The organism is Mesorhizobium sp. M0018 (genome assembly GCF_040323955.1).
Classification (GTDB): Bacteria; Pseudomonadota; Alphaproteobacteria; order Rhizobiales; family Rhizobiaceae; genus Mesorhizobium.
On record NZ_JAMYVL010000034.1, the window covers coordinates 1 to 26,195 of the forward strand.

Here is a 26,195-nt window from a genome sequence, read left to right on the forward strand (position 1 = left end):
TGGCTCATGCTGTGCTGCTAACTTCGCTCGTAAGGGCGACCTTAAGAGCGCAGCCTCGCTACCGTGCCGTCCTCTCGCAAGGCGGCCTTCGCCGGAGGGTATCGTCCAATCCAACGTCTGGCTCTGCACTCGAGAGCGATTGGCTCTACGGCAGCCGATAAGGACCAAATGCGCCATCTGCGGAAGTTCGAGGCATCGCCGATGAACGGCAGCCATCGGGCCCGTCCCAGAAGTTGGGGTGCGAGCGCACTATGGCGCAAGTCGGCCCCATTGCCGACTTTCCCGCACCTAATATTCCTTGCGAAGGATGATCCCGCTTTGAGGGCAACCAGCGCCCACAACACACAACACAAAGGCTTCAACGGTTTTTTTGCGGACCAATTGGCTTCTGCCGGGCCGCATAGGGTCGGCCGTCACTCCGGCAAGCCCGCGAACCGCATGTGTTCGATCCAGCGGTCGAGGCTTCCGGGGGCGGTCCATAGCTTCTCCCATTCCCTGCGTTCTTTGCGGATAGATTCGCCGGGCGAGTCTTTGAGGACAACCGCGAGCGCTTCCTTTGCCTCCCGCTCGTTTCCCAGACAGGCGTGGATTCCCGCAAGCATTCGGTGTGCGCCGCTTGGGATTCTGGACATTTTCCGCATCTCCGCCAGCGCAGCCCTGCAATCGCTCTTTTCCCAGAGCGCCCAGCCCATCTGCCAGTGGAACCAGTCGGGGTAGAAGGGATCGATGCCTTTGGCCTGCTCGATCCGATCGATCGCTTCGTCCGTACGGCCCACATAGAGCAGCAGATCCGTACTGTGGACGAGGATATCCGAATTGCTGGGATTCAGGGCTATCGCCTGATCGAACCGGGCAAGGGCCTGCTCGATCTCGCCGGCTTCGGTATGGATTTGGGCGCGGACATTATGCGCCTCGGCGTCGTCCGGAGCGAGCAAGATGCCCTTGTCCGCGTATTCGGCGGCGCGCTTTAACGCCTCGTCATGGTTATGTTCCTGCTCGTGCCACCCGAATACCGCGTCATTGCGATAGGACCAGGCCAGCCCGATATAGCCGAACTGGGAGTTCGGATCCGCTTCGATCGCCTTAAGGTTCAGCTGCCGAAACAGCTGGTTCCTCGCGGCAGAGAAATCCTCTTGGATCTCGGCAATTGCCATCAGGTGATAGTGGAGCGCGCTGACCCGGGCGGCGTCGCTCGTTGGCAGGGGGCGTTCGATCCTATGCCCGACCCGATCCGCAAGCGTGCGGATGATCACCTCCTGGACGACGAAAAGATCGCCAATCTCCCGGTCGTAGCTGTTGGCCCAGAGATTCGATCCGTCATGCGCATTCAGCAACTGGGCGGTCACTTTCAGCCGGCCTCCGATCTTCTGCTGGCTGCCTTCGAGCAGGTAGTCGACGCCGAGTTCATCTCCGATCTGCCTGGTCTCGACCGGCTGGTCCCGGTACCTGAAGCTCGAGTTCCGGGCGATGACGGCATAAGTCTTGCTCCACGATAGCTCGGTGATGATCCCCTCGGCGACGGCATCGCTGAGATATCCCTTGTCCTCACCGATACTGAAGTCGTCGAAGGGAAGGATCGCAATCCTCGGCATGTCGCTCGAAGGAACTGGAGCGGCTCGCCATATTTCCGCGCCGTAGTATGCGCCGATCGCTGCCGCGACGAGAACGACAGCAAGAACGAAACTGCGTCGCGGGGATCGCGCCTGCGAAGGTTCCGTGCCGGCTGCGGCGTTTGGGTCCGCCGCGTTCGATGGATCGGCATTCAGCCGGTAGCCTCGCTTGGGGAAGGTTTCCACGATCACGTGCGCATCGTCCCCCAACGCGCGGCGCATGTCGGCAATGCATTGAGTGAGGCTGTCGTCGGTCACGAAGGTATCGGGCCAAACCGCCCGCATCAGCGCATCCTTGGACACGATCTCGCCCGGTCGCGCCGCGAGCACCGAGAGCACCTCGGCGGACTGGCTGCGAAGATTGACCGCTTTGCCTTCGACGGTTCGGAGTTCTTTGCTTTTCGTCAGGAAGGCAAAACCGCGGAACGTGATCGTTTCAGCAGATTTCAGGTCAATTTCAGGGGCCGTTCGGGACATTTCACCTTCCTGGCGCGCTTCCTAGTTTAGCCCATTCGGCCTTCGCCTCCAAGCGATCCCAGCAGCACCGGATGAAACGGAGGACGACATGAATCGCACCAAGCTCATCATCGCTCTCGCTCTTCTTTTGGCAACGCAAACGGCTGCAAAACCGGATTCCCGCATCGCGAGATTCTGTGGTCCTGACCATGTCAACGAGGTTGCCTCAGACGACGTCCGTCCCAACTCCGGCGGTTATTGTATCGCCAGCCTTAAGTCGATGGATAACCAGGCCATGTTCACCGCCATCGCTGTCACAATCCTTCTGACCAACCAGGGGGAGCTAATCAGGCTCCCCGACGTGAAACCCATGACCTCCATGGCGGAGTGCAGAGCTTGGACCCATCAACAGGAGTTCATGCGCGTACTCCCCGGCTATCTCGCCACCTTCCATTACTGCGACAACGCATCAGAACCATGATTTTGCAAGGCCTGGCTGTTCACGCTCGGACCGAAGGATGGCACCACTCCTGCCGGGACCAAGATCGTCGAGATCGGGCCCGTTCCGCCGATCAGCGCGAGCGAGTATTTGCTGCGCGTCAACCGTGCCGGTGGAGCGCCCGGTGCCAAGACGCCGATCCATACAAATCCGAGACCGGAGGCCTTCTATGTGCTGGGCGGCAAGCTCGGCCAAAGAACGCCCCACGGCGTGAGCTATGCCGAAGCCGGTACGACCATGGTCGGACACGGGGTCGACATGCCGATGGAGGTGTTCAGCGCCGGCACAACCGCTGTTGATGAGCTGGCCATCTTCGTGGTGGACGCCAATCGGCCGTTCTCGTCGCCGGCCAGCCTCGACTGAGGCGACGTTTCGCAGGGTGGCGCGCATGTTTGGTACGAACTGAGGCGGCACCCCAGCGAAGATCCGCAAGATTCGGGAAATTTGGATTTTCGCTTACACGCATCATCGAAGCCGTCGGGCGGCACTGGGCGCGGCGCCATCCGCATCTCAGCCGCAGCTCGCGCGTGGCTCCCGGATCATATCGAGTCCGGCGGGACAAGAAAACAGGTCTCATGCTCTTGGGTCGGATGGAGGCAAATATGATAGTCGCCGTCCTGCGACGGAATCTCATCACCATATGGGATGAAATATCGCTGTTGCCGCGTGATCTTCCGATGATCCCCGGGCCTCAGGATCACAACCCAGCCACCGGGACGAACATGAACCGCGCCGTTTGGGATTCGCTGACACTCGCCATGTTCGGCGTCGCCGTGACAGCAGGCCAGCGGATAGCTCCACCCTGACGGGGCATCATGCGCCCTCGAGGGAACCAAAAACCCTAGCGACGAAAGGGCCGCAAGGACGACCGCGGCAGGGGCTTGGCGCCGCGGCATTCCCTGTTCCGATTGCCGCTTCGGCCACATGTTACGCCGCTTCCTGCCTTTGCGTGACAACTGCGTCATCCAGCGGGCAGTGCAAGTAAAGCGCCACATCACGACCGATGCGGAATCCGTCAAAGCGGTGCGAAACTTCGTAGGAGCAAGGTCTTCGCGAGTGCCGGGCAGGGGATATTTGTCACCACCGCCTCTCGTTCTCGAAAGTACCGAGGAAGGCCCGAGAGACGAAGTCAAAGCTGCACCTGGAGCTGATCGACGGAGAGCAGTTGCTTGAGATGCTTTACACAACCAACGCGCCGAAGCCTGCCTTGCTTCCGCCGCAGGTCAAACTCGACCAGGAATGGCGGGACGTCCATGGCCCGGGTCATTCTCGCACTCGACTTTTTACTGATTACATGAGCGGATGGCCCCGTTGGGGGAGCCGCAGACGCCCTCGGCCGAAAGTGTCTGGCATGTGGTCTGAGATCGATCGGGTCGAAGCCAATTTACGCCTGCTGCGCTTCACGCTATTGGAAGACATTCAAATTTGAGCTTCCGCACTCATGCTTTGTCGAGAGTATCTCCGTAAGTTTTAGCCGTTCTGAATCGCCGTCGGCGACGATGACGACGAAATAGGAGAACGCAATGGCTCGCAATCACGTTGAACGTCTTGGAGAGTTTAGGGAAATCTTGGTCGCGACGCGGCGCGAAGGAGTCCGTAACGTGCACCATACTCGCGACGCAATGCGGGCAAGTGGCTTTCAGATCGGGGACAGCGACGGCTCCAGCTACGGAGCCGAGCTGAAGGTGCTCCAAGAGCAAATTGAGGCAGTCGATCGCGCCATCGAAGACGAGAAGCGGTTGGCCCTGGCCCTCGACAGCGCGGCTCAATCCCGCCGACCGACTAAACCGAGAATCGTGAAGGGAACATAGAGTCAGGTAAGGCCCTTTGCGCCCGTCGCGTCGATCGTCTTCGGTACAGTGTCGGGCTCGTCGCCGCCGTGGCGCAGCGCCCTAAAAGCGGACGTTTCGCTTTCGGCCCCTACCGCAACGCAGAGCATTTGCTCGGCAAAAATCGCTCCTGTGAACTCCGACGTCGCATGCCGGACCAACAGGTTCGGCCAACATCAGGTGTGACGCAGTCCCAACAAACATGCAGTTCAGACAATCGATTACGCGTCTTTGTTGAAGTCGTGCCATGTGGCCGATCCGAAAGGATCGGCCACATCCGGCATCCTTCACCTTCACTGACTGAAACACGCTTAAAAAAATCGGGCCCGAGTAGACTAAGTTCCATGGACTAAGTCAGAGGCCCGCAATGCGCACCGTCAATATCCACGAGGCCAAGACATCTGTCTCGTCTTGTCGACAGGGCGGCCAAAGGCGAATCCTTCATTATCGCGAAATCCGGCAAGCCGATGGTCAAGGTCGTTGCCATAGCCGCACCTGCGGCCGGCGAAATGCGTCGGGTGGGGTTTATGGCCGGGCGGTTTTCAGTTCCGCACGATTTTGATCGCATGGCCGATGACGAAATCGAGAAGCTGTTTGGCGGCCACTTCTTCTCGATACCCATCTTCTGCTCTGGGCGGCGGGCGAGCCCGAAAAGCCTCCGCGTGCCGCCCTCGCTGAGATCGAGAATGCCGACAACCACTTGACGTTCAGCGCCGCAAGTCTCTGGGAGATTGCCTTTAAACGCGGTCTGGGGCGCCCTGACGTCAGGGTCGGTGCGCGTCTTTTGTGTCGGGCCTGATGGACAATGTCTATCATGAGCTGCCAATCATCGGCGAGCATGCCATCGCGGTGGATGGGCTTCCACCATCCACAAGGACCCCTTCGATCGGATCCTGATTGCTCAATCGATTGTGGAAGGCATTACTTTGCTGACCGTCGACGATCTGGTCGCGCAGTATCCTGGGCCCGTCCGTCGTCTCTGATCAAGCGGACCCCAAGCCCCTCGGTAGGGTAGTCCAGTTATCGCTTCAGACCACCCATGAAAGCCTTTACTCGAGCAGAGTCGACTTGGTTCCACCAGACGCCGTCGTGCTTCAGCGCGCTGGCGATGATGACCCCGTCGACGATGGCAAGGATATCCTTGGCATTGTCCGGCGTGACACCGCTGCCGACCAGCGTCGGCAGGCCGGCGGCCTGCTTGATCATGCTTATGTAGCCCAAATCCGCGGCGTGGCCGGTGCGCTGGCCAGTGGCGATGATGGCGTCGGCGTCGAAGAAGACCAGGTCCTTGACCAGTTCCTCCACCGGGCGGTCGGCGACGATGGCGTGTGCGCCGTGCTTGACATGCGCATCGGCGAAAATGCGGATGCCGTTGGCACGCAGCCTGGCGCGGTAGCGTGCCGCGCGGCCCGATTCGCCTTCGACAAAGCCCTCATTGGCGACGTAGGCATTCGCCCATTGATTGACTCGCACGAAGCCGGCGCCGGCTGCGCTGGCGATCGCCAGGGCCGGGATCGCGGCATTGGCCAGCACATTGATGCCGATCGGCCTGCCGAGTTCGCGGCGGATGCGGTCGGAAACGACCGCCATATAGGCCGCCGTCTCCGGGCCGATATCATCAGGCTTGGCGAACGGGATGTCGCCATGGTTCTCGACGATGACGCCGTCGCAGCCGCCGTCGAGATAGGCCTTGGCGTCGTCGAGCCCGCGCTGGTAGATCGCCTCGATAGCCTCGCCGTCATAGCGCGGCGCGCCGGGCAGCGGCGCCAGATGAACGACGCCGATCACCACCTTTGTGCGGCCGAAAAGGTCTACGAGCGCGTCGCCGCCAGATTGGCCGAGCTGGGTCATGAGAGCTCCATTTGATCGATGAGCGCCGCCATCTCGGAGGCGGAAGGACAGGATGCCAGCGTGCCCGGCCGTGTCACGGCGATTGCGGCGGCGGCGAGCGCCAGCTTCAGCGCCGAGATGACCGGCATGCCCCGGGCAAGCCCACCGGCCAGACAGCCGCAGAACACATCGCCCGCGCCGCTGGTGTCGAGCGCCTCGACCTGCGGCGCCGGCAAACGAAGCGGCTCTTCATGGCCCGGGCCAAACACGAGACAGCCTGCGGCGCCGAGCGTGATGACGACGGTGCCGGCGACTTCGGGTACCAGCGCATCCGCCGCCGCCGCGATGTCATCCCGGCCGGTCAGGGTTTTCGCCTCGGATTGGTTGACCACCAGAACCTCCGCCAGGCCGAGATCGGGCAGCGAGGCCGTGTCGATCGGGCTGGCGTTGAGAACTGTGCGCGCACCGTTTTTCTTTGCTGCTCTGAGGCAGGCATTGGTCACGGCAGTCCGCAAATTTCCCTGGCAGACGAGGATGTCGCCGGGAGCGATCCAGCGCACAAGTGCCGTCTGCGCAACTGGGTCGAAGGCTTCGCTGCAGGCGACGCCGCTGACGATGAAATTCTCTCCGCCTTTATCGACGACGATGGTCGAGCGGTCGCTCGGCAGCTCGAATTCGCTCACCTCAAGGTCTGACAGCTCGCTGTCGAGGCGGCTCCTCATCCACGCGCCAGCGGGGTCCTTGCCGAGCGCCGTCCAGAACGTCACCTCTGCACCAGTCCGTGCTGCTGCGACTGCCTGGTTGGCGCCCTTGCCGCCGAGCCCGTCGGCATAGCTCACGGCATTCAAAGTCTCGCCCGCGGCAGGGAAGCGGCCGACGCGAAACACGGTATCGACGCAGGCATTGCCGACGACGTGGACATGCATGGCTCAGCTCTCACCGGTCGCCCAGCCCAGCATCTGTTCGAACAGGGTCTTGTAGCCTGGCCAGGCGATGAATTGCGGCGGCAGCCAATGTGGCCCGACATCGGATGTCCAGGCCACGGTGCGGCCCTTGCCGTAATGGCCGGCGACAAGCAGCGGCAGCGAGCCATAGTCCGACGACACGCTGGCCAGGACCTCGGCCCCGTCCTTCAGCGTCACCTCGTTAAAACCGAGCAGGATCGGCCAGTCCGAGCCGAGGCCCCTGAGGATGGGATGGCTCGACCCTGGTTTCGGCACGGGCGCAAAACCTTCGGGAACCTCGACGCGGTCGTCGTAGGCCAGGCAATTCACCGGCAGCACGTCCTCGACCGGGGTCTTGTGGTAGCGCGCGCCGCCATTGATGCCCTGGAAGCTGTAGTAACCGCCGAACATCAATAGACCGCCGCCGCCGCTGACGTAATCGCGGAGCAGGCGCAGGCGGTTCGGCGTCGGCTTGGAGTGGACCCAGGTGTCGGGATGCAGCAGCAGCGTGTTGGCGCCGATGTCGGAGAGCACGACCGCGTCATAGGCCGACAGCGCCTCCATGGTCTGTGGAAAGCCGCGCTGCGCCTCATGCGCCGGCATGAACGTGACGTCGAAGTCGGTCGCCTTCAGCGCGCCCAGCAACTCGTCTGCGCCGGTGTGGTAGGTAACGGTCGGAAACTGGTCGAAACCCTTGATATGGGTCGCGGTCGACACCCAGGATTCGCCGGCAAGCAGGATCTTCTTCTTGGACATTTGAACTCCAGTGTAATTCCAGGCCGCTTAGAGCCGCGCGAATACGCTTTTCGGATTGGCGATCAGCATGCGGTCGATGGCCGGCTGCTCGACGCCGTGGCGTTTTAGGCGCGGTATGAAATGCTTCAGGATATAGCCATAGCCGAAGCCGCCGAAGCGCGTCAGCATGATCTTGAGGAACACATCCTGCGACAACAGCAGGCGGTCGCCGAAGCCCGCCTCGACAAGGGCGGCGATGGCGCGTGCATTCTCCTCGTCGGAGGGCGATTGCGCGTCCTGGTCGGCGTAATAATAGTCCATGCCGATCATGTCGTATTCGAGGAACGCGCCGCGCCGAGCGAGGCTTTTCTGGTAGTCGGGATCGTCGTGGCTCGGGTTCATGTGGCAGAGCACGGTGTGGCGAAGATCGGCGCCCTCGGCCTCGACGATATCGAGCACCTCGTGCGCCAGCCGCTCCCAGCCAGGCAGATGGATCGACAGCGGCACGCCGGTGATGCGCGAGGCGCGCGCCGAAGCCCGCAGCGACTTGCGTTCCTCGGCGGTGAAATCCTTGCTGACGCCGACCTCGCCGATCAGCCCGGCCATGATCGGCGGCTGCGTCTCGCCGCCGCCGACATCGTTGACGATGAACTCGGTCACGGCGTCCACATCCATCGCCTTCAGCCATTCGGGATGGGTGTGCTCGAGATAGAAGCCGGTGCCCATGACGATCTTCAGGCCGGACATGCGGCTGATGCGGGCGAGCTTTTCGGGGGCGCGGCCGATGCCGATATTGGTGGCATCGACGACGGTGTGGCCGCCCAGCGCGCGATAGCGCTGCAGCTCCGACAGCGCCAGGTCGGCGTCGTCGAGCGAAACGTTGTCGCGGTTGACGTAAGGGTTCATGCGCAACTCGCCAATGATCTCGATGTTCACCGGCTGCTCGGCGATCGCCATGTCGTCGGGATGGCAGGGGCATTTCCAGCTGCGCGCCCCGTCGAGCAAGATGTGCTCGTGCATCAGCGTGATGCCCATGTCGTCGACCGGAACCGGGCCGAGCACGGTCATCACATGGCCAGTATAGACCCCGATCGCCAGCCGCTGGCCGGGCTCTGCGTTATCGAACAGACCGCTCATCGGCTCAACGGCTCCGCACGGCGCCGCGAAACAAGCGGAAGTTCAGCCAGATGGCGATCAGGATAATCGTTCCAGTGACGATCGGCGTCAGGAAAGGCGAAAGATGCGCCAGGATCAGGCCGTTGCCGATGACGGCCACGGTCAGCGCGCCGAGCACCGTGCCGATGATCGTTCCGCGGCCGCCGAACAGGCTGGTGCCGCCGAGCACGACGGCGGCAATGACTTCCAGCTCGAAACCCTGGCCGGCATTCGAAGATCCCGATCCAAGCCGGGCAGCAATAATGATCCCGGCAAGGGCCGCCGCGGTGGCGGAAATCACATAGACGAAGAGCGTCGTCTGCCGCGTGTTGACGCCGGCGCGCCGCACCGCCTCGGCATTGGCGCCGATGCCGGTGACATAGCGGCCGAATGGCGTCTCGTTGAAGGCGAGATAGGCGATGGCCAGGATCGCCAGCGCGATCAGCGCCGGCACCGGCACGCCAAGAAACCAGGCGCGGCCCAGCACGGTGAAAGCGCTTCCGGGCTCGATCGGGATGGAATAGCCGCCGGTGATCAGCAGCGCCACGCCACGGATCACCGAAAGCCCGGCAAGCGTGACGATGAAGGACGGGATGCCCTCATAGGCAATGAAATAGCCCTGCACCGCCCCAAGCAGGGCACCGAGCGCCAACATTGCGAGGATAACGACTGGCCACGGCAGGCCAAACTGCAAAAGCGTCGCCGACAGCGTCGCCACCAGCGCCAGCACGGAGCCGACCGAAAGATCGATGCCGCCAGTGGTGATGACGAAAGTCATTGCCGCGGCGACGATCAGCAGCGGCGCCGACTGCCGCAGGATGTTCAACAGATTGGGCGATGTCAGAAACGCGTCGGTCGCAACCGAGAAGATGATGCAGACGACCAGAAAGAACAGCGCGATCGAGACGACGCTGCCATTGGCGAGCAGCGCATCGCGCCAGGTGCCCCTGCGTACTCGTGAGGGCTGGGCGGTGTGGATCGCGTCGCTCATGCCGGCGCTCCACCGCGATAGCCATTGGTGGCGGAACGCGCACTGAACTTGCGGCCGACGATCAGATTGACCACGTCTTCGATATTAGTGTCGCCGATCAGCCGCTCGGCGACGTTGCGCCCTTCATACATGACCTGAATGCGATCGCAGACGAGGAACAGATCCTGCAGCCGGTGGGTGATCAGGATGACGCTGACACCGCGCGCACTGACCGCGCGGATCAGTTCGAGCACCGCCTCGACTTCGGCCACGGCAAGCGCTGCCGTCGGCTCGTCCATGATCAGCACGGCCGGCTCGAACGAGGCGGCGCGGCCGATGGCGATCGACTGGCGCTGCCCGCCGGAGAGGTTTTCGACCTTGAGCCGCGTGTCTGCAATGACGATACCGAGCCGATCGAGCATCTGGCGCGTCTCGTCATGCATGCGCTTCTTGTCGAGAAAGGAAATGCCTGCGATGCGGCGGCGCGGCTCGCGGCCAAGAAACAGATTGCCGGCAACATCGACCGTGTCGCACAGCGACAGGTCCTGGTAGACCATCTCGACGCGCGCCGCACGTGCGTCCGCCGGCGAGCTGAAGATCACCGGCTTGCCGTCGATCTCGATGGTGCCGGCGTCGGGAACCACTGCCCCCGACAGCACCTTGCTCAATGTCGACTTGCCGGCGCCATTGTCGCCGACCAGCCCCAGCACCTCGCCCGGCTTCAGCGTCAGCGACACGTCATCGAGCGTCTGGATGGCGTTGTAGCGCTTTGAGATGCCGCTCATCCGCACCCGATAGGTCTGGCCACTGCTCATCTGGAATTCCACGCGATTGCAAGGGATCCGCGGCGCAGCCTCGGGCGGCGCCGCGGCTCGGTCGCCGACGCAGTTTACTTGAACATCGCGCGATATTGGTCGACATTCTTCTTGGTCACGATCGTCACCGGGATATTGATGATCGGGTCGATTTTCTCGCCCTTCTTGATCTTGCCCAGCGCTTCGACCGCGGCCTTGCCTTCGCCGGCCGGATCCTGCTGCACGACCGCCACCACCCAGCCGTCATCGATGCCCTGAACGGCCTGCTTGGTCAGGTCCCAGCCGAACACCTTGACGTCGCCGGTGCGGCCCTGGCTGGTCACCGCCGAAACGGCGCCGAGCAAGGCCGGCTCTCCGGTCGCATAGAGCGAGTTCATGTCGGGATTGGCCGTCATCAGGTTTTCCGAAGCGCTCAACGCGGTCTCCTGAACGTTCTGGCCGTCGACTGTGTCGAGGAAGGTGACGCCCTGGCCGCTTTCGGTCACCGCCTTCTTGAAGCCGTCGAGCCGCTGGTTCTGGATGAATGAATTGAGTGCGCCGACGATGCCGATCTTGGCCTTGCCGGCCATATCGGTCTTCACATAGTCGGCGTAGAATTTGCCGATGTCCTCGCCGGCCTTGGTGTTGTCGACGCCGATGAACGAAATATTGTCGCCGTCGGGGATCTGCGCGTCGATGGCTATGACGGGAATGCCGGCCGCCTTGGCTGCAGTAATCGCAGGCTTGACGCCGTTGACGTCGATGGCGACCAGAATGATGCCGTCGACTTTCTGCGTGATGTAGTTCTCGATCGCGTCGTTCTGCGCGCTCGGCACATTGTTGGCGTTGAAAATGACCAGCTTGGCGCCAGCGGCGTCGGCAGCCTTTTGCGCGCCTTCGTTGATCTGGTTGAAGAACAGGGCCTGCTGGTTGATGTTAACGAGAGCGAACGTATCGGCAAGCGCCGATCCCATGGCTGCCGAGCCCATGGCGATGGCGGCGGCACAGCCGGCGAGAAGTTTGAACAGACGCATTTCGGTTCCCCTTGCTTGCGGACCAGACCTCGGCTGGTCCCGTTGGTGCTACAGGCACGAGGCAAGCATTCAAGAGACTTGAATATTTGTCAATCCAAATGAACGCAGAGCGTTGCTCAGAAAGTCGCCGGCGTGTTGACCCAGAAAATGCTAGCGCGTTCCTCGCCGATGTTGCGGTAATGATGCGGCAGCTCCGACCTGAACACGAAGGCATCACCCGTGGCGAGAGCATGGCTCTTGCCGTCGACGATCAGTTCGATCCGCCCGGCGAGCACGTAGCCGACTTCCTCGCCGGCATGCTGGATCGGACCTTCGCTCGAGCCCTCTGCCTCGATGTGATGGATGTTGCATTGTAAGAGGTGGCCAGGCGAATACGGGATGATGCGTTCGAGCGAAATTCCTTCGCCACGCCGTAGCGCGTCGAGCGCGATCAAAGGCCTTGCGCCCGCCCGGAATACGATCGCCTCGTCGTCGTCGACTTGCTCGAACATCCAGCCGATGTTGGTGTCGAGAACCTCGACCAGACGGTGAAGCATGGGCAGGGACGGCGAAGCCTTGCCGTTCTCGATTTTGGACAGCAGGCTTTCCGAGCAATTCGCAGCCGCGGCCAGCGTCTTCAGCGTCATGCCGCGTGTCTGGCGGGCGAGGCGCAGCCGAGTTCCAAGTCTTGCGGCATTTACGGTGGCGTCCGTTTCTGATTCTGGCCGCCGTCGATCGATTTTGTTCATCTGTTCGCCAACCATTCAACGGTCAAGGGCAACTATCGCGCGAGCAAAAGACCTCGGCTGACGATTTGCAAGTGCTGATGCGTCAAATTCGAGACTGCAGCCGCAGCTGCCTCATCCGGCGAATGCCGCTCCCGCATGAACCGTGCTGATGATCCCGCGCCAGTTACCCCCTATCGCTTGGCTGTCCATCGTGGTCGAAGTCGCCAGCCGTTACCGCGTTTGCGTCACGTGGCGAGTGGACTTGGAACGACAATGCGGGCAAGGCGGGCCACGCAGCCAATCTACACAACCACGGCGCGCCGACACGATCAAATCTGGACTGTCACCGAATTGCGGAGCGCGCCCAGAAGTCACCTGCGGCAGCGCTCCATGGAATTACGCCCAGGGCGCGCAGGCTCTCGATAGCCGCGACGTATCCAATGAAATCGCTGGGGCAGTCGCGCACCGCTTTAGCTTCGGCAATTTTGAAGAAAGTCCAACAGAATTAATTGGACTAGCACATTGCTTATGTAAGTTGCGGAAGCGACGCGCGGTTAATGCTTTAGAAGTATAGATACATCGACACGAGGTGCGAAGAAGCAACGCCAATACAGCTGGTTGGTTACAACATATTTATTTTCGCAGATATGGTATTGCCCGTCCGGGGATTCCTGTACCCGGTCCCGTGGGATGGTGAAATTATGCGGCAAATAAGTGTACCCGCCGTCCACCCTGGACCGCACCGAAGACCGGGGTACGGCGCGGCAATCTGAACCGCCGCAGCACTTGAATTTGGTCTGTGGGTCAATCTTATCTTGGTACCAATCATGGGCGTTAGCGGCTGTTGCGGCGGCGATACACATCGCCGTGAAGATGAGCCTTCGCATGGCATTCCTCAAGTATCTGGCAGGCGCTGCTCGTTGGGTTTCCATGTATATTAGCTTTCCATTGAAAATACCATTGGCCCCCGACCGACTTAACGCAGCTCCAGCAAGCGACGCTCGCAACGGAAGACCGCATTGGGTCACGTCAGGACGACACTTGCGCCGACCAAAGGTCAGCTCTTGTCGCTCCGGGTTGGAGACCCGACCGTCTGCTCTGCGCCAATGTCGGCCGTAGACGTCGGTCTTGCCATTGCCCGGAAGCAGACGTCGCCCAGAGCGGGAGCGATCGTGGTTGCGCGACATCTCGAGCACAGACTAGCTATAGTGGAGCGTTACGGCGACCCAGCAGCAGAGCGATGCCCAACGCCGGAAGCGTCGCCGTCGCGACGACGAGGAAGACGAATTGCAGGCCGGCCGACGCGGCGACCAAGCCGAGCGCCGGGCTGCCGAAGCCGAGCGCCACGTCGAGGAAGACGGTGTACAGTCCCATGGCCAGGCCGCGGCTGCGTTGCGGAAGATGGCTTACGGCTTCGGCACCGAAACCGGGATAGACCAGGGAGTAGCCAAGGCCAGTCAGGCCCGCTCCGATGGCGGCGAGAACAGGCCCGGGCGCAAGCCAGATCAGCATCAGCGCTGCCGCCTCGACCGCCACGAAGATCACAGCGACGCGCGCGCCCCCCAACCTGTCAGGCAGGTGGCCAAAGCACAGCCTTGCCGCGATCAGCGACGCGGCATAAGCGGTGAAGGGAAGCCAGACCGGCTGCCAGCCGCGTTCGGCAAAGAGCAGCGCGCCAAAGGACAGGATCGCGCCATAGCCAAGGCTGCTGAAAGCAGCTCCGACGCCGGGAAGCCAGACCGCTTGCGCCACGCTCGTCCATGACTGTCGCGCGGCGCTCGCGGCGAGGCTGGTGCCACGCATAGGCAGTATGGCAAGCAGCGTCGCAAGCGGCAGGCCGACCGTCGCGAGTGCGATCGCGGCGAAGCCGCTCGCCGCGTAAAGCGCAGATCCGATCGGCGCGCCTAGCGCGAGCGCCGCGAACATCGCCATGCCCACCCAGGCTATGACCTTTCCGGAGTTCTGTCCGCCTGCAAGGGAGAGACCCCAGGCGACGCCGCCGGTGATGATGAAGCTCTCAGACGCGCCCAGTACCGCCCGGCCGGCGAAGAGCGCCGATGCGGACGCTACCGGCCGGTCGAGCAATGCCAGCGAGCCGAGGTAAATGAACCCCGCCAGGGCAGCGGCAATGAGGCCGACGATGACGGCCCGCTTGCCGCCGCGCCCATCGGCATAATTTCCGGCTCCAATGCGCGACAGCATCGAGGCGACAAACTGGCTGCCCGTCACCAGCCCGACTGCGAAGGGGCCGAAGCCGAGCTGCTGGTGAAGATGCAGCGGCAGGACGGGTAGCGCCAAGCCGATCAGGAGGAAGCCGGCGAAGACAGCCGCCATGATTGGCACCAGTTCCGCCATCGCGCCATTTCGGTCAGAAGTCCGCGCCATTGTGGCCATCGATGACATGTTGACAGTCGGGCTGTTCCGATCAGTAACGTTCGTAGGTCACGCGCCAGCCTTCGGCCGGATTGTCCGGGGTGAGGACCAGTTTGTTGTCCGAGACTTCGAATTTGCGTTTCATGCTCTTCCCGACAAGATTGCGGACCACGGAGGACTCGATCGTGATGACGAAGGTCTTGTCCTGGTCGTTGATGGCGACCGGCCCGTAATAGGCTTCGTAGCCATTGGCTGTATAAGGCGTGTCCGGCGCCTTGGCGTCGGGGTTCTGGGCCTGCACCGAGAGGGTGCCGGCCTCGGTGAAGATGACCTGGCCGGAATATGGCACGGGCTTGAGGTTTCCATCGGCACCGGCCTCGAGCGACCTCATGCGCCATGCGCCAATGATCGGGGACTCTTGCGAGAAAGCCGGCGTGATAACTGAAAGCGCAAGGGCGGCGATCTTCAATCTCATCGTCATATGCGTTGTTCCTTTTCTGATTGTTGTGGGTGCGGACAGGCCGTCCGTCCAATCTTCCCTCACACCGAAAGCATGACCTTGATGGCGCGCCGCTCGTCCATGGCGCGGTAGCCTTCAGCGACCTCGGCCAACGGCAGCTTGAGGTCGAAGACCTTGCCGGGCTTGATCCGACCTTGCAGCACACGGTCCATAAGGTCGGGCAGGAAGCGGCGCACTGGCGCCGGGCCGCCCAACATGCGCTTCTGGCCGAAGAATAGTTTTTGGCCGTCGAAGCTCACGCCGTGCGGCACCCCGACATAGCCGATGGTGCCGCCGGGGCGAGAGCAGGCCAGCGCCTGGTCGAAGGATTCCGCCGTGCCGACGCATTCCAGCACCGAGTCCGCGCCGACGTCCTTGGTGAGCTCTTTGATCCGAGCCACACCTTCCTCGCCGCGCTGAGCGACGATGTCGGTGGCGCCAAACTCGCGGGCAAGTTTTTGGCGGCTGACGTGCCGGCTCATGGCGATGATGCGCTCGGCGCCCATCTCCTTGGCCGCAAGCACGCCCATCAGGCCGACCGCACCGTCGCCGACCACCACCACCGTCGATCCTTCTCGGACCTCGGCTGCGTCGGCCGCATACCAGCCGGTGCCTAGCACATCGGACACGGCCAGCAGGTCGGGGATGAGTTCGGCCGGCGGCACCTCGGCGGTGGCGACCAGTGTGCCATCCGCCAACGGCACGCGGGCATAAGGCGCCTGCGCGCCCGACATGAATTCGCGTTGCACGCAGGACGACTGGAAGCCGAAGCGGCAGTGCGGGCAGGTATTGTCGGAGAGACAGAACGAGCCGACGACGAACTGGCCGGGACGGACCGTGCGCACCTCTGCGCCGACCTCGACGACGATGCCACAATATTCGTGGCCCATATGCATCGGGCCGTCGACCGGCTGCAGCCCGCGATAGGGCCACAGGTCCGAGCCGCAGATGCAGCTTGCCGAGAGCTTGATGATGGCGTCCGTTGGCTGCATGATTTTCGGATCGGCGATTTCCTCGCAGCGGATGTCGCCCGGTTTGTGAAGAACAGTTGCGAGCATTTTGGTTCCTTTCGAGTGGAGAAGATCAGGCGCCGTAGTCGGCGTCGCTGACATGTTCCAGCCAGTCCACGACCTTGCCGTCTTTGACCTCCTGGAGGGCAATGTGGGTCATGGCGGTCTGAGGCGACGCGCCGTGCCAGTGCTTTTCTCCGGGCGCGAACCAGACGACGTCACCCGGACGGATTTCTTCGACCAGGCCACCCTCGCGCTGCACGCGGCCAAGGCCCGAGACGACGATCAGCGTCTGGCCGAGCGGATGCGTATGCCAGGCGGTGCGGGCGCCGGGCTCGAAGGTCACCTGTGCGCCTTGGACCCGCCCGGCATCGAAGGGATTGAAGAGCGGATCGATCCGCACCGTGCCAGTGAACCAGTCAGGCGACCCCTTGGCGGAAGGCCTCGTGCCTGCGCGAAGAATGTCCATGGTGATGTCCTTGTGTCCTCAAATGCGTTCGATGCGAAGCGGGAACGCGCCGCGAATGTGCAGGGCCTGCTCGCCCTCATCGAAGCGGCCGAGCCTGATCAGCCCGGGATGGCGATAGTCGGCGTAGAACATGGCCAGGTTGCCCCAGGGCATGAAATAACAAAGGTCATAGGGCTGCTCGTTGGCGAACGGACCGCTTCCCTCTTCAGTCAGCTTGCGCGGCAGATAGGCGATCTTCTCGTTATGCGCGTAGTCCTCGATCTTGAGGTCGAGCGGCAGCATGGAGAAGAAGTCGCGCGCCGACGGATTGTCGTAGAGCGTGGCGGTCATGGTGCGGCCGTTGAAAATCATCCTGATCTTCATGTCAGTGGACTCCTGGCTGACTGAGGCTTCGCCTTCTTGGCCGGCGGCTGCGCGAGGCAGGGCCGCCACCGCGAGCGCGGCGCCGAGCAATGTCCGGCGGCTGAGCGGCGCACGCTCGATGGTCATGGCAAAGACCTCCGGGCCATATGCGATGCGGCAAAGGCGGCGAGCGCCGATCCGCAGAGCAGCACCGCGCCGAAAGTGAATGCACCCCACCAGCCGATCGTATCGAAGAGCGTGCCGCCGATCGCGGCGCCGCCTGTAATGGCGAGCTGGATAACCGCCACCTGCAGCCCGCCGCCGGCCTCTGCGTCGTCCGGCAACGTCCTGCTGAGCCACGTGCCCCAGCCAACGGGCGCGGCCGTGCCGAAGAAGCCCCAGGCAACGAGCAGCAGCGCTGTGGGAACCGGCAAGGCACCGAGGGCGATGAGCGCAGCGGCCAGCGCGGCCATGACCAGCGGGATGACGACGAGGATGCCGAACAGGCGCGTGCGCAAAAGCCGGCCGACGCACCATGTGCCGAGCACCCCCGCCAGCCCCATCGCCAGCAGGACCGCCGAGAGGGCAGCGATGTCGAGCCGGGTGACGCTCGCGAGGAAGGGCCGCAGATAGGTGAAGAGCGCGAACTGACCCATGAACAGCATCATGATTGACGCCATGCCGGTGGCGACAGGAAGACGGCCGAGGAGCGCCAGCGCATTGCCAGGACGCTTCCTCCGGCGCGGGGGCAGCGCCGGCAGGCTTGTCCACTGCCAGACCAGCGCCAGGAGCCCAAGCGGCACGACGAGGAAGAAAGCGCCGCGCCAGCCGACATAGGCGCCAAGAAAACTGCCCAGCGGCGCGGCGATGGTGGCCGCAATGGCATTGCCAGCGTTTAGCATGGCGAGACCCTTCGGAACCATGTCTTGCGGCACGAGGCGCATGACGATCGCGGTCGACATCGACCAGAACCCGCCGATCGCAATGCCGAGCAGCGCCCGGCCGACCATGAGGAACGCGTAGTTCGGCGCGAAGGTGACAGCGAGCCCGGACACGATCAGGAGAAGGGTAAAGCCGGTCACGACCAGTCGGCGGTCGATCCGGCGCGTGAGGCCGGCGACCAGCAGGCTGGTCACGACGGCGAAAGCGCCCGAAATCGAGATCGCCTGTCCCGTGCGGCCCTCGGTGATGCCGAGATCGGCCGCTAGCGGCGACAGCAGGCTGACCGGCATGAATTCCGACGCGATGAGCACGGAAACACACAGCGCCATCGACAACACCGCGCCCCATGCGGCGCGGTCTTCGACAAGCCTTGTGTCGTAGGTCGTTTCCATGATTGGCATCCTTGCAAGGCGACTGGGGCGGATCAGCCGCCGGTCCCGTCGCCATGCCGGAAGATATTGCAGAGGAACCCATTCTATTAGACTAAGTAATTCGCATGGACTTATCTGCTCATGATATAAATGTCCGATCGGAGGTGCCCTATGCAGCGCGATGGCATGAAGGATCTGCTCTGGTTCGTGGCGGTCGCGCGGGAGCGCAGCTTCACCAAGGCGGCGGCCAAGCTCGGAACCTCGCAGTCGACCCTGAGTTCGACAATCAAGGAGCTTGAAGCTCATCTTGGCGTCCGCCTGCTGACACGTACGACGCGGAGCGTCGCACCGACCGAGGCCGGCGAGCGACTTTTCCAATCTCTTGTTCCCCGCTTCGAGGAAATCGAAGCCGACCTCGCAAGCCTGGTGGCCTTTCGCGACAAACCCTCCGGAACGGTCCGTATCACGCTGTCCGACCATGCGCTCCAGACGACCGTCTGGCCGAAGCTGCAGCCCTTGCTCGGCGACTATCCTGACGTGTGCGTCGAGCTCTACAGCGACAACGGCATGAAGAACATTGTGGAGGAGCGCTTCGACGCAGGCGTGCGGCTTGGTGAGAGCATCGACAGGGATATGATCGCAGTGCGCATCGGGCCGGATTGGCGGCTCGTGGCCGTGGCTTCGCCGGAGTACTTTTCCCGCCATCCGGTTCCGACCGCACCCCAGGATCTGGTCGATCATGACTGCATTAATATGCGGCAGGCGACGTTCGGCGGATTATATGCCTGGGAATTCGCCAGGGATGGCCGCGACCTTCGTGTGCGGGTGGAGGGCCAACTCACCTTCAATTCGTCCATTCCCATGATCGAGGCTGCAATAAGCGGTTTCGGGATCGCCTATGTCCCGGAAAACCTCGTCAGCCAGCACATCGCCAAGGGATGCCTTAGGCTCGTGCTTGACGACTGGAGTCCGCCGTTTGCGGGCTATCACCTCTACTACCCGAGCAGGCGACAGCTCTCGCCTGCGATGGCGGTGATCGTTGAGGCGCTCCGCCATCGCATCTGACGGGAGGTCGGGCAGTTTGCGTCCAAGCGCCGCAAGAACCAATTTGGCTGCCTCGGGGTCGTCCAGAGTGATCACCAGGGCCTTTGCACAGTCAATTTTCGCGGCGGCCACCATCTCCTCCTGCGAAGCGTTGCCGAAAAAGACCGGTAGACGTTCTTTCCGGGACCGCTCTACATTTTTGGCGTCGAGGTCGACCGCAACCCACCTGTATCCACGCTCGTCGAGCAATCTGCCGATCACCCGGTCTACCCACCCGAACCCGGCAATGACGAATGTCCGGACACGGCGGACTGAAGCAACGCAGCATTTTCCACTTTGAGGCGAAGTAATTCTCAACTATGGTCCGCCAGGCTTTTGGCATGAGGGGGAATATTGCCGATGGTTTTATCACGCAGGGGTGTCGTGCTCGGAGGCCTGGCGCTGGTCGCGATGGGTGCCACCGGCAATATTGCTCAAGCAGCGGCGGCAAAATCCTTTTTCGCCGGTACCGCCAGCGACAACAATTTTGTCTATCGCAAGACCAACTTCGCCAAGATCGACAAGAGATGGCATCGCCAGATCGTCAAGTATTTCAGTAGCGAGCCGGTCGGCACCGTCGTGGTCGATACCCGCCACCATTTCCTCTACGTCATCATGGAAAACAAGACTGCCATCCGCTACGGCGTCGGCGTCGGCAAGGACGGCTTCAAATGGTACGGCCGCGCGACGATCGACCGTCGCGCGCTGTGGCCGGACTGGGTCCCGCCTCCCGAAATGCGCAAGCGCAGGCCGGAGCTACCGGACATGATCGCAGGCGGCGCGTCCAACAATCCGCTCGGGCCGCGCGCGCTCTATCTGCACCGCGACGGCGCCGACACCGGCTACCGCCTGCATGGCACGCTGGAGCCATGGAGCATCGGCACAGACGCTTCCAGCGGCTGCATCCGCATGTTCCCGGAAGACATCATCGACCTCTACCAGCGGTGCCCGATCGGCACCGCGGTGCAGGTCCTGCCGCACATCGCCGACCAGGCGCCCGCTTCCACCACTGTCGAATGATTGGCGCCTCATGAACCGCATCATTGAAAACACGCGCCGGCTGCTCGCCGCAGGCCTGCTGCTGCTGGCCGCATCCTGCTCGACCAGCAACACGCTGGCCCCTCCCACACCCGACGTCACCAACACCGAGGTTGCCGGCTTCCAGAACGTGCAGCCGGGCAGCGAGGAGGATTTTATCCTCAATGTCGGCCGCCGCACCTATTTCACGCAAGGTTCGGCCGCGCTCGATTCCGTCGCCAAGGCCACCCTCGACACCCAGATCGCTTGGTTGGCAAAGCATCCGCGCTGGCTGCTCAAGCTGCAGGGTTTCGCCGACGATCCCGGCGCAAAGGAAACGGCGCTGTCGCAGCAGCGCGCCGATGCGGTGATGGACTACCTCGCCGCCGGCGGCATAGACCGCAACCGCATGTGGGCCAAGGGCTACGGCAAGGACAGGCTCGTCCGCGAGTGCCCCGACACCGCCTGCAGGTCGCAGAACCGCCGCGTTGTGTCTAATTTGCGCGATGTGAGGGACGAGCCGTAGGGGGCTGCTGTTCTGCTTGTGACCCGAAGCAGAGTCTCACACGCGGCGGCGGCATGGCTGCTTTGCGCCGTACAGATCCGCTTTGCCGTTCCTGAAAGCTGACATCGCAGGCGACGGCGCTGGAGGTCGTGGTGGCGCCACTTGCGGACTATGCCAGTGTTGGCGCGAATGGCAGCTTCGCGCGCAATCTCGAACTTGCCCAGCAGGATGGATCGGCAGGCCGGAAAGACTGGGCGTTCGAGAAGCCTTGCCCCACAAAGTGATCTGCCTTGGCGCCCTCTCGCCACTACCGAGTTGGCGTGAGCCGCAGTTCGAGACCCATCGCTGGGCCGAGTTCTCACATGATGTTCATGCCGCCATCGATTAGCATTTCAGAACCGACCATGAAACGGCATTCGTCGGACGCCAGAAACACCACCGCATTGGCAATTTCCTCGGCCGTCCCAAAGCGGCCTGCCGGGACCATCCCGACGACAGCGTTCGCCCGAGCCTTCGTTTCCGCCGGACCCAGACCAAGCTTGTCGTTGAGCGGCGTGTCTATCGGGCCCGGGCTGATCACATTGGCGCGGATGCCGCGCCCGATCAGCTCACCAGAGAGCGTTCGCGCCAATGAAATCATTCCGGCTTTTGCCAACGAATAGACGTGCGTTCCAGCCATTCCCATGTGTGCGTTGACGGAGCCGCTGAGAATGATGGAAGCCGGATTCGAAAGGAGCGGGACCAAGGCCTTGACCAGGAAGTAAGGTCCTTTCAGATCGATGGCAACGCTCCGGTCAAAGGCCGCCTCGCTCCAGTCGGCAAGCGGACGCAAGTCAACGATGCCAGCGTTGACGAAAACAGCATCGAGCTTGCCGAATGCCGCTCCCAGCTGTCGGGCGATATCTTCCTGGGCGGCAACGCTGCCCGCATCGGCAGCGATGATGAGCACATTGTCGCCGAGAGTCTTGCGTGCTTCTTCCAGACGGCCCTCGTTGGTGCCGGTGATCGCAACGCGAGCACCTTCCTCGAGAAAGCGGCGTGCTGTTGCGAGCCCGATGCCGCTGGTGCCGCCGGTGATCAGCGTAGCTTTGTTCCGCAGTCTGTGCATGACGGAGTTCCTCATACGGTCGCCCCCACCCGAGGGCCTTCTTACCTACAGTCGCGTTTAGCATTACTCGTCCAACAGGACAGCAGCCATCCTTGGCCAAATGAAAAATCGCGGGACCGATGACTGAGTGGCGACATTCCACCTGTCGAGACTTTCGTATCGCAGGTCATCTTACAGCACTGGGTCAGGCCACGACGATGTTCGCGACGACCTGAATGTCCGCTCTCCTGTATCCCCGCCTAAGACGGCCGGTCCGCAATCGCCCCAAAAGTTGACGTCAGAATCCATGGAAAAGCCCGACAGTGTGAAATGGGACTTTCACACTGAGTTCATTGGCGCTTGTCGCCGACGAGCCCTACTTGCAGACCTCATGCACGAGCTTATTCGCGCCACCGCTCATGAGAAGCTGTGCGGCCGGACGGTCGGCAAACGCTTCGGAGACGAGCAATACGCGTTTGAAAAATATTATAGCGGAGTTGGGCAGCGCCATCCTGCGCACCTGGCTTGGCATCGAGGCAGGATTCAGGTCAGCCATCCATCGACAACTGGCTGAAGGTGCTGAAGCAGGACACCCGTGCGATCTTCGTGGCCAACAGCTATGCCGGGCAGGGCGCCGATTATCTTTGGAATCAAGCCTACTCGAAGGTTCGGAGGACGAGTAGTTAGCCGCTGCCGAATTGCGAAATGCTTTGCCGCGTGTCTTGGGCCGCAGCATGGGGCGCGCTTCGCGATGACGAGGGCAGAGACGACGCGCCAGTACGAAAGATCGGGTTCGATCCCGTTTGGCTGCACGAAGCTGACGCAAGAGGATGCTTTTGCTCAAATCCTTGAACTCCTGAAAACAAATGGGGTAGAATGCCAGGAGGTTCAACTTCCCAATCTCGACGAGATTTCCGAGATGCACGGACGCATCTTTTTTGTGGAGGGAGCCGCGTACCACTACGCCAATTTCAAGGAACATATTGGGAGCTACCCGACGATTGCCCAAAGCTGGTTTGCTGCGGCTCTTCAGGCGCGCCGGTGGGTGATTATGTCAATGCATCTGAGAAGAGGGTTCGATTTACCAGCCAGGTCAATCGCCTGTTGGAGGAGGTCGATGTCATACTGACGCCGACGCTCTCGGTGTCACGTCCGCGACGCGATGCGAAAGAACTGATAGTCTCGGACAAGTCTTACGACTTTACGATGGCACTGGTCAGACAGACATGCCTTTTCGATCACACCGGACATCCTGCGCTTGCGATGCCTATCAACGTCGATGCCGCGTCTCTGTCTCCGAGCCTTCAGATTGTCGGACGCCACCAAGGCGAAAACAATATTCTGAAGTTCGCTGGAGCACTCGAGCGCATTCTGTCGGCGAGATGAAAGAGTTGCCGCCTCGTCCGACGTCTGGAAGAACGGCCCGATGCCGTCGTCGAAGCAGATGTCCCAATGCGATTACCTTGGCGCCGCAGTCGTGCCCATCCTGGCCGAGTTTGGCGACAAGCACGCTCGGCATTTCGCCACGTACAGTTGTAAATGCCCGTGGCCGAGAGACCAAACTGTCGTATTCCGGCTCGCCCGCATAGGAATTGCCGTAAACCTTGTCGGGTGCATTTTGATCGCGACATAAGGGACTTGGATATGTTTCGAGGACTGGCGGCAATCGCGTCCCAGCCGCCAAAAGCTATTATAGCGCTGCTTTCAGTGTTCCTCGGGCTAGTAAGCGCGTGGGGCGGATACCTGTCGCTGAGGGGCATGCGCAGCTCCCGAACCTGGGCAACGCGCACCCTTTAAATGCAAATCCGTAGGTGTCCTCGATCGCTTTCGACCTTGTGAATGATCGCGGATTTCGTGGCATACCCAGATCTCCTATGTCTGTTATCCGGATGTTGAGGCCGGACACCGGCATGCGGACACCGATGACCTGACAATCCGGCTATTGCACTATTGCGATCTTGCCGAAATGCTGGCCTCCCGCCGCAACTCTGGAAAAGGCAACGCTGGTTTCGGCGACGTCGAACATCTGGCCGAGAACCGGCACGATGCGCTGCGCGGTGATGGCGCGTGCGGCCTCGGCAAGATCGGCAACGGAGCCGGTATTGTTGCCCACGACCTTGAGCGCCTTGCCGATGATCGAGAACAGATCAATGGATGCGGCAGTACCCGTAAGAAAACCGACGGTGAACACTGTGCCGCCGAAGGCTGCCGCTTTCAGGGACCGGGCGAATGTCGCTTCGCCTACCGTATCGACAACGAGATCCGCGCCGCGTCCATCGGTGAGTCGCAGCACTTGGTCATCCCATTCCGGTGTCGAACGGTAGTTGACGAGAAGGTCAGCGCCAAGCTGCTTCGCCCGCTCCACTTTTCGTCGGACGATGAGGTAACTATCGCTGTCGCGCCCGACGCCTTGGCGAATTGCAGCGCAAAGATGCTGACGCCGCCCGTGCCAAGAATGACCACAGTCGAACCTGGTCGAAGCTCCGCCGAGCGGACCGCGTTCCAGGCCGTCGTGCCGGCAATCGGCAGGGCCGCGCCTTGAGCGAAATCCAGATGAGACGGTAAGGCCACAATGCCGGTCTCGGGCATCACCACATATTCGGCCAGCGAGCCGGGGAGAGAAATGCCGCGCATGCCGGCGACATTGGCGGGCGAGATCGGACCACCCTGCCAGCGCGGCATGAAATGCGGAATGACGCGATCCCCGGCCTTGAAGGCGGAGACATTTGTGCCGACCACCGCCACCTCGCCAGCGCCATCGGCCACCGGGATCAGTGGAAAACGGGGAACCGGAAAGTTGCCGATGGCGATGGCGATATCCAGGTAGTTCAGCGTGGCGGCGCGCAGCCGAACCAGTACCTCACCCGGACCTGGCACGGGATCAGGCAGAACAACCGGGCGAAATGCATCAAGCGAAGGTTCAGTGAGTTCAATGGCTTTCATGAGTCTCTCTCTTGGGTGCGTGCCGTGCGGCTCCATGCCGACGTCAGGTGTGTTCGCAGAACAGGCTGCGTCTTGTTTCTTGATTGACAGGCAACCCGCCAACGTGGCGCCTGATGCGAGCGACAAACGATTAAGCGTGCTGAGTGATCGCCTTGTTCAGCCAAGGACGCTGGCCTCCAAGCGTGTAGCCGCCCTCCACCAGAATGCTTTGTCCTGTCACGAAGCGCGCATCGCTGGACAACAGCCAGGGGACGACATCGGCGACATCCCTGGATTCACCAACACGTCGTACAGGTGTGTGTAGCGCGAACGGCCGCATCGCGTCGTCGTCGCCGAGCGCCGCCCGGCACATTGCGTCGCGATGATGCCGGGCTGACATTGTTAGTGCGGATATTCCGGTCTCCGACCTCTACGGCCACCGTTCGTGCCATCGCGTCGAGCGCGCCTTTGCTCGCGGCACAGGCTGCAATGCCGTGCATCGAGCCATGCGCGCTCCACGACGACGTGTTGATGATGGCGCCATGAACGCCGCGATCCAGCATCGCCGCGATCTCGTATTTTAGGCAGGCGAACACGCCGCGAAGGTTGATCGACATCAGCCTGTCGAATTCATCGAACGGCAATTTGTGCGCCGGCATGAAGGCGCCCAGCACGCCGGCATTGTTCCAGATGACATCCAGGCTGCCGAAGGGTTCGAGCGCCTTATCGACAAGCGCCTCGGCCTGCTCGGGAACGGAATCATCGGCCGGTGTCGCCAGCGCCTTCCCGCCCTGCGAGACGACCTCGTCAACGACGGGATTGAGTTCTCCTATCCGGCGCCCCGCAACGACAACATTGGCGCCCTCCCGGCCAAGCCGCAGCGCCGCCGCCTTGCTCATGCCAGTTCCGCCGCCCGTTACGATCGCGATCTTGGACACGAACCGCTTCATGCCTGCCGTTTCGCTTTCGCCTGTCGTTCTCATGTGTCGATGTCTCCATTCAAGAGCGATGC

General features: G+C 62.0%; 27 protein-coding genes and 4 pseudogenes. 10 read left to right on the forward strand and 21 right to left on the reverse strand.

Going from position 1 to position 26,195, the window contains the following annotated elements:
* Positions 1-413: 413 nt before the first annotated feature.
* Entirely contained in the window at positions 414-2,087 is a 1,674-nt protein-coding gene (locus NKJ81_RS29575; RefSeq protein ID WP_352542620.1) for a winged helix-turn-helix domain-containing tetratricopeptide repeat protein, read from the reverse strand.
* An 88-nt stretch (positions 2,088-2,175) separates the two neighbouring features.
* Here NKJ81_RS29575 and NKJ81_RS29580 point away from each other — a divergent pair, with 88 nt between their 5' ends.
* The 6 genes and pseudogenes from NKJ81_RS29580 to NKJ81_RS29605 all read left to right on the forward strand — a co-directional run bounded on the left by NKJ81_RS29580 (position 2,176) and on the right by NKJ81_RS29605 (position 5,377).
* Positions 2,176-2,547, forward strand: a complete 372-nt coding sequence (locus tag NKJ81_RS29580) for a hypothetical protein (protein ID WP_352474312.1) — start codon at positions 2,176-2,178, stop codon at positions 2,545-2,547.
* Between the two features lie 108 nt (positions 2,548-2,655).
* Entirely contained in the window at positions 2,656-2,928 is a 273-nt protein-coding gene (locus tag NKJ81_RS29585; RefSeq protein ID WP_352474311.1) for a cupin domain-containing protein, read from the forward strand.
* A 239-nt stretch (positions 2,929-3,167) separates the two neighbouring features.
* Positions 3,168-3,371 (forward strand): hypothetical protein, encoded by a 204-nt coding sequence (locus NKJ81_RS29590; protein ID WP_352474310.1) that lies wholly within the window; start codon positions 3,168-3,170, stop codon positions 3,369-3,371.
* Between the two features lie 717 nt (positions 3,372-4,088).
* Positions 4,089-4,376 (forward strand): hypothetical protein, encoded by a 288-nt coding sequence (locus NKJ81_RS29595; protein ID WP_352474308.1) that lies wholly within the window; start codon positions 4,089-4,091, stop codon positions 4,374-4,376.
* A gap of 385 nt (positions 4,377-4,761) precedes the next feature.
* Positions 4,762-4,993: pseudogene (locus NKJ81_RS29600) on the forward strand (type II toxin-antitoxin system Phd/YefM family antitoxin); the annotation flags it as partial.
* 26 nt (positions 4,994-5,019) lie between these two features.
* Positions 5,020-5,377 (forward strand): annotated as a pseudogene (locus NKJ81_RS29605) (type II toxin-antitoxin system VapC family toxin).
* A 37-nt stretch (positions 5,378-5,414) separates the two neighbouring features.
* Here the strand turns inward: NKJ81_RS29605 and NKJ81_RS29610 are convergent.
* From NKJ81_RS29610 to NKJ81_RS29675, 14 genes are all read right to left on the reverse strand, one after another.
* Complete coding sequence (locus NKJ81_RS29610; RefSeq protein WP_352474307.1) at positions 5,415-6,245, reverse strand: BtpA/SgcQ family protein; 831 nt, start codon at positions 6,243-6,245, stop codon at positions 5,415-5,417.
* Positions 6,242-7,150: a ribokinase gene (locus NKJ81_RS29615; protein WP_352474306.1), complete on the reverse strand. Its 909-nt coding sequence runs from the start codon at positions 7,148-7,150 to the stop codon at positions 6,242-6,244. Before NKJ81_RS29615 ends, NKJ81_RS29610 begins: the two co-directional genes overlap by 4 nt.
* 3 nt (positions 7,151-7,153) lie before the next feature.
* Entirely contained in the window at positions 7,154-7,924 is a 771-nt protein-coding gene (locus NKJ81_RS29620) for a glutamine amidotransferase (protein WP_352474305.1), read from the reverse strand.
* A 27-nt stretch (positions 7,925-7,951) separates the two neighbouring features.
* Positions 7,952-9,040: a phosphotriesterase family protein gene (locus tag NKJ81_RS29625; RefSeq protein ID WP_352474304.1), complete on the reverse strand. Its 1,089-nt coding sequence runs from the start codon at positions 9,038-9,040 to the stop codon at positions 7,952-7,954.
* A gap of 4 nt (positions 9,041-9,044) precedes the next feature.
* A complete protein-coding gene (locus tag NKJ81_RS29630; protein WP_352474303.1) occupies positions 9,045-10,049 on the reverse strand; it encodes an ABC transporter permease in 1,005 nt (334 codons plus the stop codon).
* Entirely contained in the window at positions 10,046-10,843 is a 798-nt protein-coding gene (locus tag NKJ81_RS29635; protein WP_352542621.1) for an ATP-binding cassette domain-containing protein, read from the reverse strand. The genes NKJ81_RS29630 and NKJ81_RS29635 overlap by 4 nt, the downstream gene beginning before the upstream one ends.
* A 74-nt stretch (positions 10,844-10,917) precedes the next feature.
* Positions 10,918-11,856, reverse strand: coding sequence for an ABC transporter substrate-binding protein (locus NKJ81_RS29640; protein WP_352542622.1), 939 nt, complete (start codon positions 11,854-11,856; stop codon positions 10,918-10,920).
* A 116-nt stretch (positions 11,857-11,972) separates the two neighbouring features.
* Complete coding sequence (locus NKJ81_RS29645; protein WP_023679230.1) at positions 11,973-12,584, reverse strand: cupin domain-containing protein; 612 nt, start codon at positions 12,582-12,584, stop codon at positions 11,973-11,975.
* A gap of 1,182 nt (positions 12,585-13,766) precedes the next feature.
* Positions 13,767-14,966: an arabinose transporter gene (locus NKJ81_RS29650; RefSeq protein WP_352542623.1), complete on the reverse strand. Its 1,200-nt coding sequence runs from the start codon at positions 14,964-14,966 to the stop codon at positions 13,767-13,769.
* A 22-nt stretch (positions 14,967-14,988) separates the two neighbouring features.
* Positions 14,989-15,417: a lipocalin-like domain-containing protein gene (locus NKJ81_RS29655; RefSeq protein WP_352542624.1), complete on the reverse strand. Its 429-nt coding sequence runs from the start codon at positions 15,415-15,417 to the stop codon at positions 14,989-14,991.
* A 59-nt stretch (positions 15,418-15,476) separates the two neighbouring features.
* Positions 15,477-16,493 carry a zinc-dependent alcohol dehydrogenase family protein gene (locus NKJ81_RS29660; RefSeq protein WP_352503430.1) on the reverse strand — a complete coding sequence of 339 codons (1,017 nt, stop codon included), beginning with the start codon at positions 16,491-16,493 and terminating at the stop codon, positions 15,477-15,479.
* A gap of 25 nt (positions 16,494-16,518) precedes the next feature.
* Positions 16,519-16,914: a (R)-mandelonitrile lyase gene (locus NKJ81_RS29665; protein WP_352542625.1), complete on the reverse strand. Its 396-nt coding sequence runs from the start codon at positions 16,912-16,914 to the stop codon at positions 16,519-16,521.
* An 18-nt stretch (positions 16,915-16,932) separates the two neighbouring features.
* Complete coding sequence (locus tag NKJ81_RS29670; protein ID WP_352542626.1) at positions 16,933-17,403, reverse strand: cyclophilin-like fold protein; 471 nt, start codon at positions 17,401-17,403, stop codon at positions 16,933-16,935.
* Entirely contained in the window at positions 17,400-18,590 is a 1,191-nt protein-coding gene (locus tag NKJ81_RS29675; protein ID WP_352542627.1) for an MFS transporter, read from the reverse strand. The genes NKJ81_RS29670 and NKJ81_RS29675 overlap by 4 nt, the downstream gene beginning before the upstream one ends.
* A 150-nt stretch (positions 18,591-18,740) precedes the next feature.
* Between NKJ81_RS29675 and NKJ81_RS29680 the strand changes: the two genes are divergently transcribed.
* Positions 18,741-19,634, forward strand: coding sequence for a LysR family transcriptional regulator (locus NKJ81_RS29680; RefSeq protein ID WP_352542628.1), 894 nt, complete (start codon positions 18,741-18,743; stop codon positions 19,632-19,634).
* An 18-nt stretch (positions 19,635-19,652) separates the two neighbouring features.
* On the opposite strand, the pseudogene NKJ81_RS29685 reads toward NKJ81_RS29680, so the two are convergent.
* Positions 19,653-19,970 (reverse strand): annotated as a pseudogene (locus NKJ81_RS29685) (NAD-binding protein); the annotation flags it as partial.
* 42 nt (positions 19,971-20,012) lie between these two features.
* Here NKJ81_RS29685 and NKJ81_RS29690 point away from each other — a divergent pair.
* A complete protein-coding gene (locus tag NKJ81_RS29690; protein ID WP_352474291.1) occupies positions 20,013-20,672 on the forward strand; it encodes a L,D-transpeptidase in 660 nt (219 codons plus the stop codon).
* A 10-nt stretch (positions 20,673-20,682) separates the two neighbouring features.
* On the forward strand, positions 20,683-21,195 hold the full coding sequence (locus tag NKJ81_RS29695) for an OmpA family protein (protein WP_352474289.1): 513 nt from the start codon (positions 20,683-20,685) through the stop codon (positions 21,193-21,195).
* A gap of 337 nt (positions 21,196-21,532) precedes the next feature.
* On the opposite strand, the gene NKJ81_RS29700 is transcribed toward NKJ81_RS29695, so the two are convergent.
* A complete protein-coding gene (locus tag NKJ81_RS29700; protein ID WP_352503435.1) occupies positions 21,533-22,282 on the reverse strand; it encodes an SDR family oxidoreductase in 750 nt (249 codons plus the stop codon).
* Positions 22,283-23,302: 1,020 nt separating this feature from the next.
* On the opposite strand from NKJ81_RS29700, the gene NKJ81_RS29705 reads away from it, so the two are divergent.
* Complete coding sequence (locus NKJ81_RS29705) at positions 23,303-23,647, forward strand: amidase family protein (protein WP_352503436.1); 345 nt, start codon at positions 23,303-23,305, stop codon at positions 23,645-23,647.
* A 553-nt stretch (positions 23,648-24,200) separates the two neighbouring features.
* On the opposite strand, the gene NKJ81_RS29710 is transcribed toward NKJ81_RS29705, so the two are convergent.
* The 4 genes and pseudogenes from NKJ81_RS29710 to NKJ81_RS29725 form a co-directional block, all read right to left on the reverse strand.
* Positions 24,201-24,626, reverse strand: coding sequence for a zinc-binding dehydrogenase (locus NKJ81_RS29710; RefSeq protein WP_352542629.1), 426 nt, complete (start codon positions 24,624-24,626; stop codon positions 24,201-24,203).
* Positions 24,627-24,880: 254 nt separating this feature from the next.
* Positions 24,881-25,240 (reverse strand): annotated as a pseudogene (locus tag NKJ81_RS29715) (alcohol dehydrogenase catalytic domain-containing protein); the annotation flags it as partial.
* Positions 25,241-25,334: 94 nt separating this feature from the next.
* Positions 25,335-25,583 carry an SDR family oxidoreductase gene (locus tag NKJ81_RS29720; RefSeq protein ID WP_352503438.1) on the reverse strand — a complete coding sequence of 83 codons (249 nt, stop codon included), beginning with the start codon at positions 25,581-25,583 and terminating at the stop codon, positions 25,335-25,337.
* Entirely contained in the window at positions 25,480-26,166 is a 687-nt protein-coding gene (locus NKJ81_RS29725; protein ID WP_352542630.1) for an SDR family NAD(P)-dependent oxidoreductase, read from the reverse strand. Before NKJ81_RS29725 ends, NKJ81_RS29720 begins: the two co-directional genes overlap by 104 nt.
* Positions 26,167-26,195 lie beyond the last annotated feature (29 nt).

What these genes read in the sequence shown, in the direction of transcription:
- NKJ81_RS29575 (WP_352542620.1), bottom strand. Translation starts at nt 2,087, where the DNA reads ATGTCCCGAACGGCCCCTGAAATTGACCTGAAATCTGCTGAAACGATC.
- NKJ81_RS29580 (WP_352474312.1), top strand. Translation starts at nt 2,176, where the DNA reads ATGAATCGCACCAAGCTCATCATCGCTCTCGCTCTTCTTTTGGCAACG.
- NKJ81_RS29590 (WP_352474310.1), top strand. Translation starts at nt 3,168, where the DNA reads ATGATAGTCGCCGTCCTGCGACGGAATCTCATCACCATATGGGATGAA.
- NKJ81_RS29595 (WP_352474308.1), top strand. Translation starts at nt 4,089, where the DNA reads ATGGCTCGCAATCACGTTGAACGTCTTGGAGAGTTTAGGGAAATCTTG.
- NKJ81_RS29610 (WP_352474307.1), bottom strand. Translation starts at nt 6,245, where the DNA reads ATGACCCAGCTCGGCCAATCTGGCGGCGACGCGCTCGTAGACCTTTTC.
- NKJ81_RS29615 (WP_352474306.1), bottom strand. Translation starts at nt 7,150, where the DNA reads ATGCATGTCCACGTCGTCGGCAATGCCTGCGTCGATACCGTGTTTCGC.
- NKJ81_RS29620 (WP_352474305.1), bottom strand. Translation starts at nt 7,924, where the DNA reads ATGTCCAAGAAGAAGATCCTGCTTGCCGGCGAATCCTGGGTGTCGACC.
- NKJ81_RS29625 (WP_352474304.1), bottom strand. Translation starts at nt 9,040, where the DNA reads ATGAGCGGTCTGTTCGATAACGCAGAGCCCGGCCAGCGGCTGGCGATC.
- NKJ81_RS29630 (WP_352474303.1), bottom strand. Translation starts at nt 10,049, where the DNA reads ATGAGCGACGCGATCCACACCGCCCAGCCCTCACGAGTACGCAGGGGC.
- NKJ81_RS29635 (WP_352542621.1), bottom strand. Translation starts at nt 10,843, where the DNA reads ATGAGCAGTGGCCAGACCTATCGGGTGCGGATGAGCGGCATCTCAAAG.
- NKJ81_RS29640 (WP_352542622.1), bottom strand. Translation starts at nt 11,856, where the DNA reads ATGCGTCTGTTCAAACTTCTCGCCGGCTGTGCCGCCGCCATCGCCATG.
- NKJ81_RS29645 (WP_023679230.1), bottom strand. Translation starts at nt 12,584, where the DNA reads ATGAACAAAATCGATCGACGGCGGCCAGAATCAGAAACGGACGCCACC.
- NKJ81_RS29650 (WP_352542623.1), bottom strand. Translation starts at nt 14,966, where the DNA reads ATGTCATCGATGGCCACAATGGCGCGGACTTCTGACCGAAATGGCGCG.
- NKJ81_RS29655 (WP_352542624.1), bottom strand. Translation starts at nt 15,417, where the DNA reads ATGACGATGAGATTGAAGATCGCCGCCCTTGCGCTTTCAGTTATCACG.
- NKJ81_RS29660 (WP_352503430.1), bottom strand. Translation starts at nt 16,493, where the DNA reads ATGCTCGCAACTGTTCTTCACAAACCGGGCGACATCCGCTGCGAGGAA.
- NKJ81_RS29665 (WP_352542625.1), bottom strand. Translation starts at nt 16,914, where the DNA reads ATGGACATTCTTCGCGCAGGCACGAGGCCTTCCGCCAAGGGGTCGCCT.
- NKJ81_RS29670 (WP_352542626.1), bottom strand. Translation starts at nt 17,403, where the DNA reads ATGACCATCGAGCGTGCGCCGCTCAGCCGCCGGACATTGCTCGGCGCC.
- NKJ81_RS29675 (WP_352542627.1), bottom strand. Translation starts at nt 18,590, where the DNA reads ATGGAAACGACCTACGACACAAGGCTTGTCGAAGACCGCGCCGCATGG.
- NKJ81_RS29680 (WP_352542628.1), top strand. Translation starts at nt 18,741, where the DNA reads ATGCAGCGCGATGGCATGAAGGATCTGCTCTGGTTCGTGGCGGTCGCG.
- NKJ81_RS29690 (WP_352474291.1), top strand. Translation starts at nt 20,013, where the DNA reads ATGGTTTTATCACGCAGGGGTGTCGTGCTCGGAGGCCTGGCGCTGGTC.
- NKJ81_RS29695 (WP_352474289.1), top strand. Translation starts at nt 20,683, where the DNA reads ATGAACCGCATCATTGAAAACACGCGCCGGCTGCTCGCCGCAGGCCTG.
- NKJ81_RS29700 (WP_352503435.1), bottom strand. Translation starts at nt 22,282, where the DNA reads ATGCACAGACTGCGGAACAAAGCTACGCTGATCACCGGCGGCACCAGC.
- NKJ81_RS29720 (WP_352503438.1), bottom strand. Translation starts at nt 25,583, where the DNA reads ATGTCAGCCCGGCATCATCGCGACGCAATGTGCCGGGCGGCGCTCGGC.
- NKJ81_RS29725 (WP_352542630.1), bottom strand. Translation starts at nt 26,166, where the DNA reads ATGAGAACGACAGGCGAAAGCGAAACGGCAGGCATGAAGCGGTTCGTG.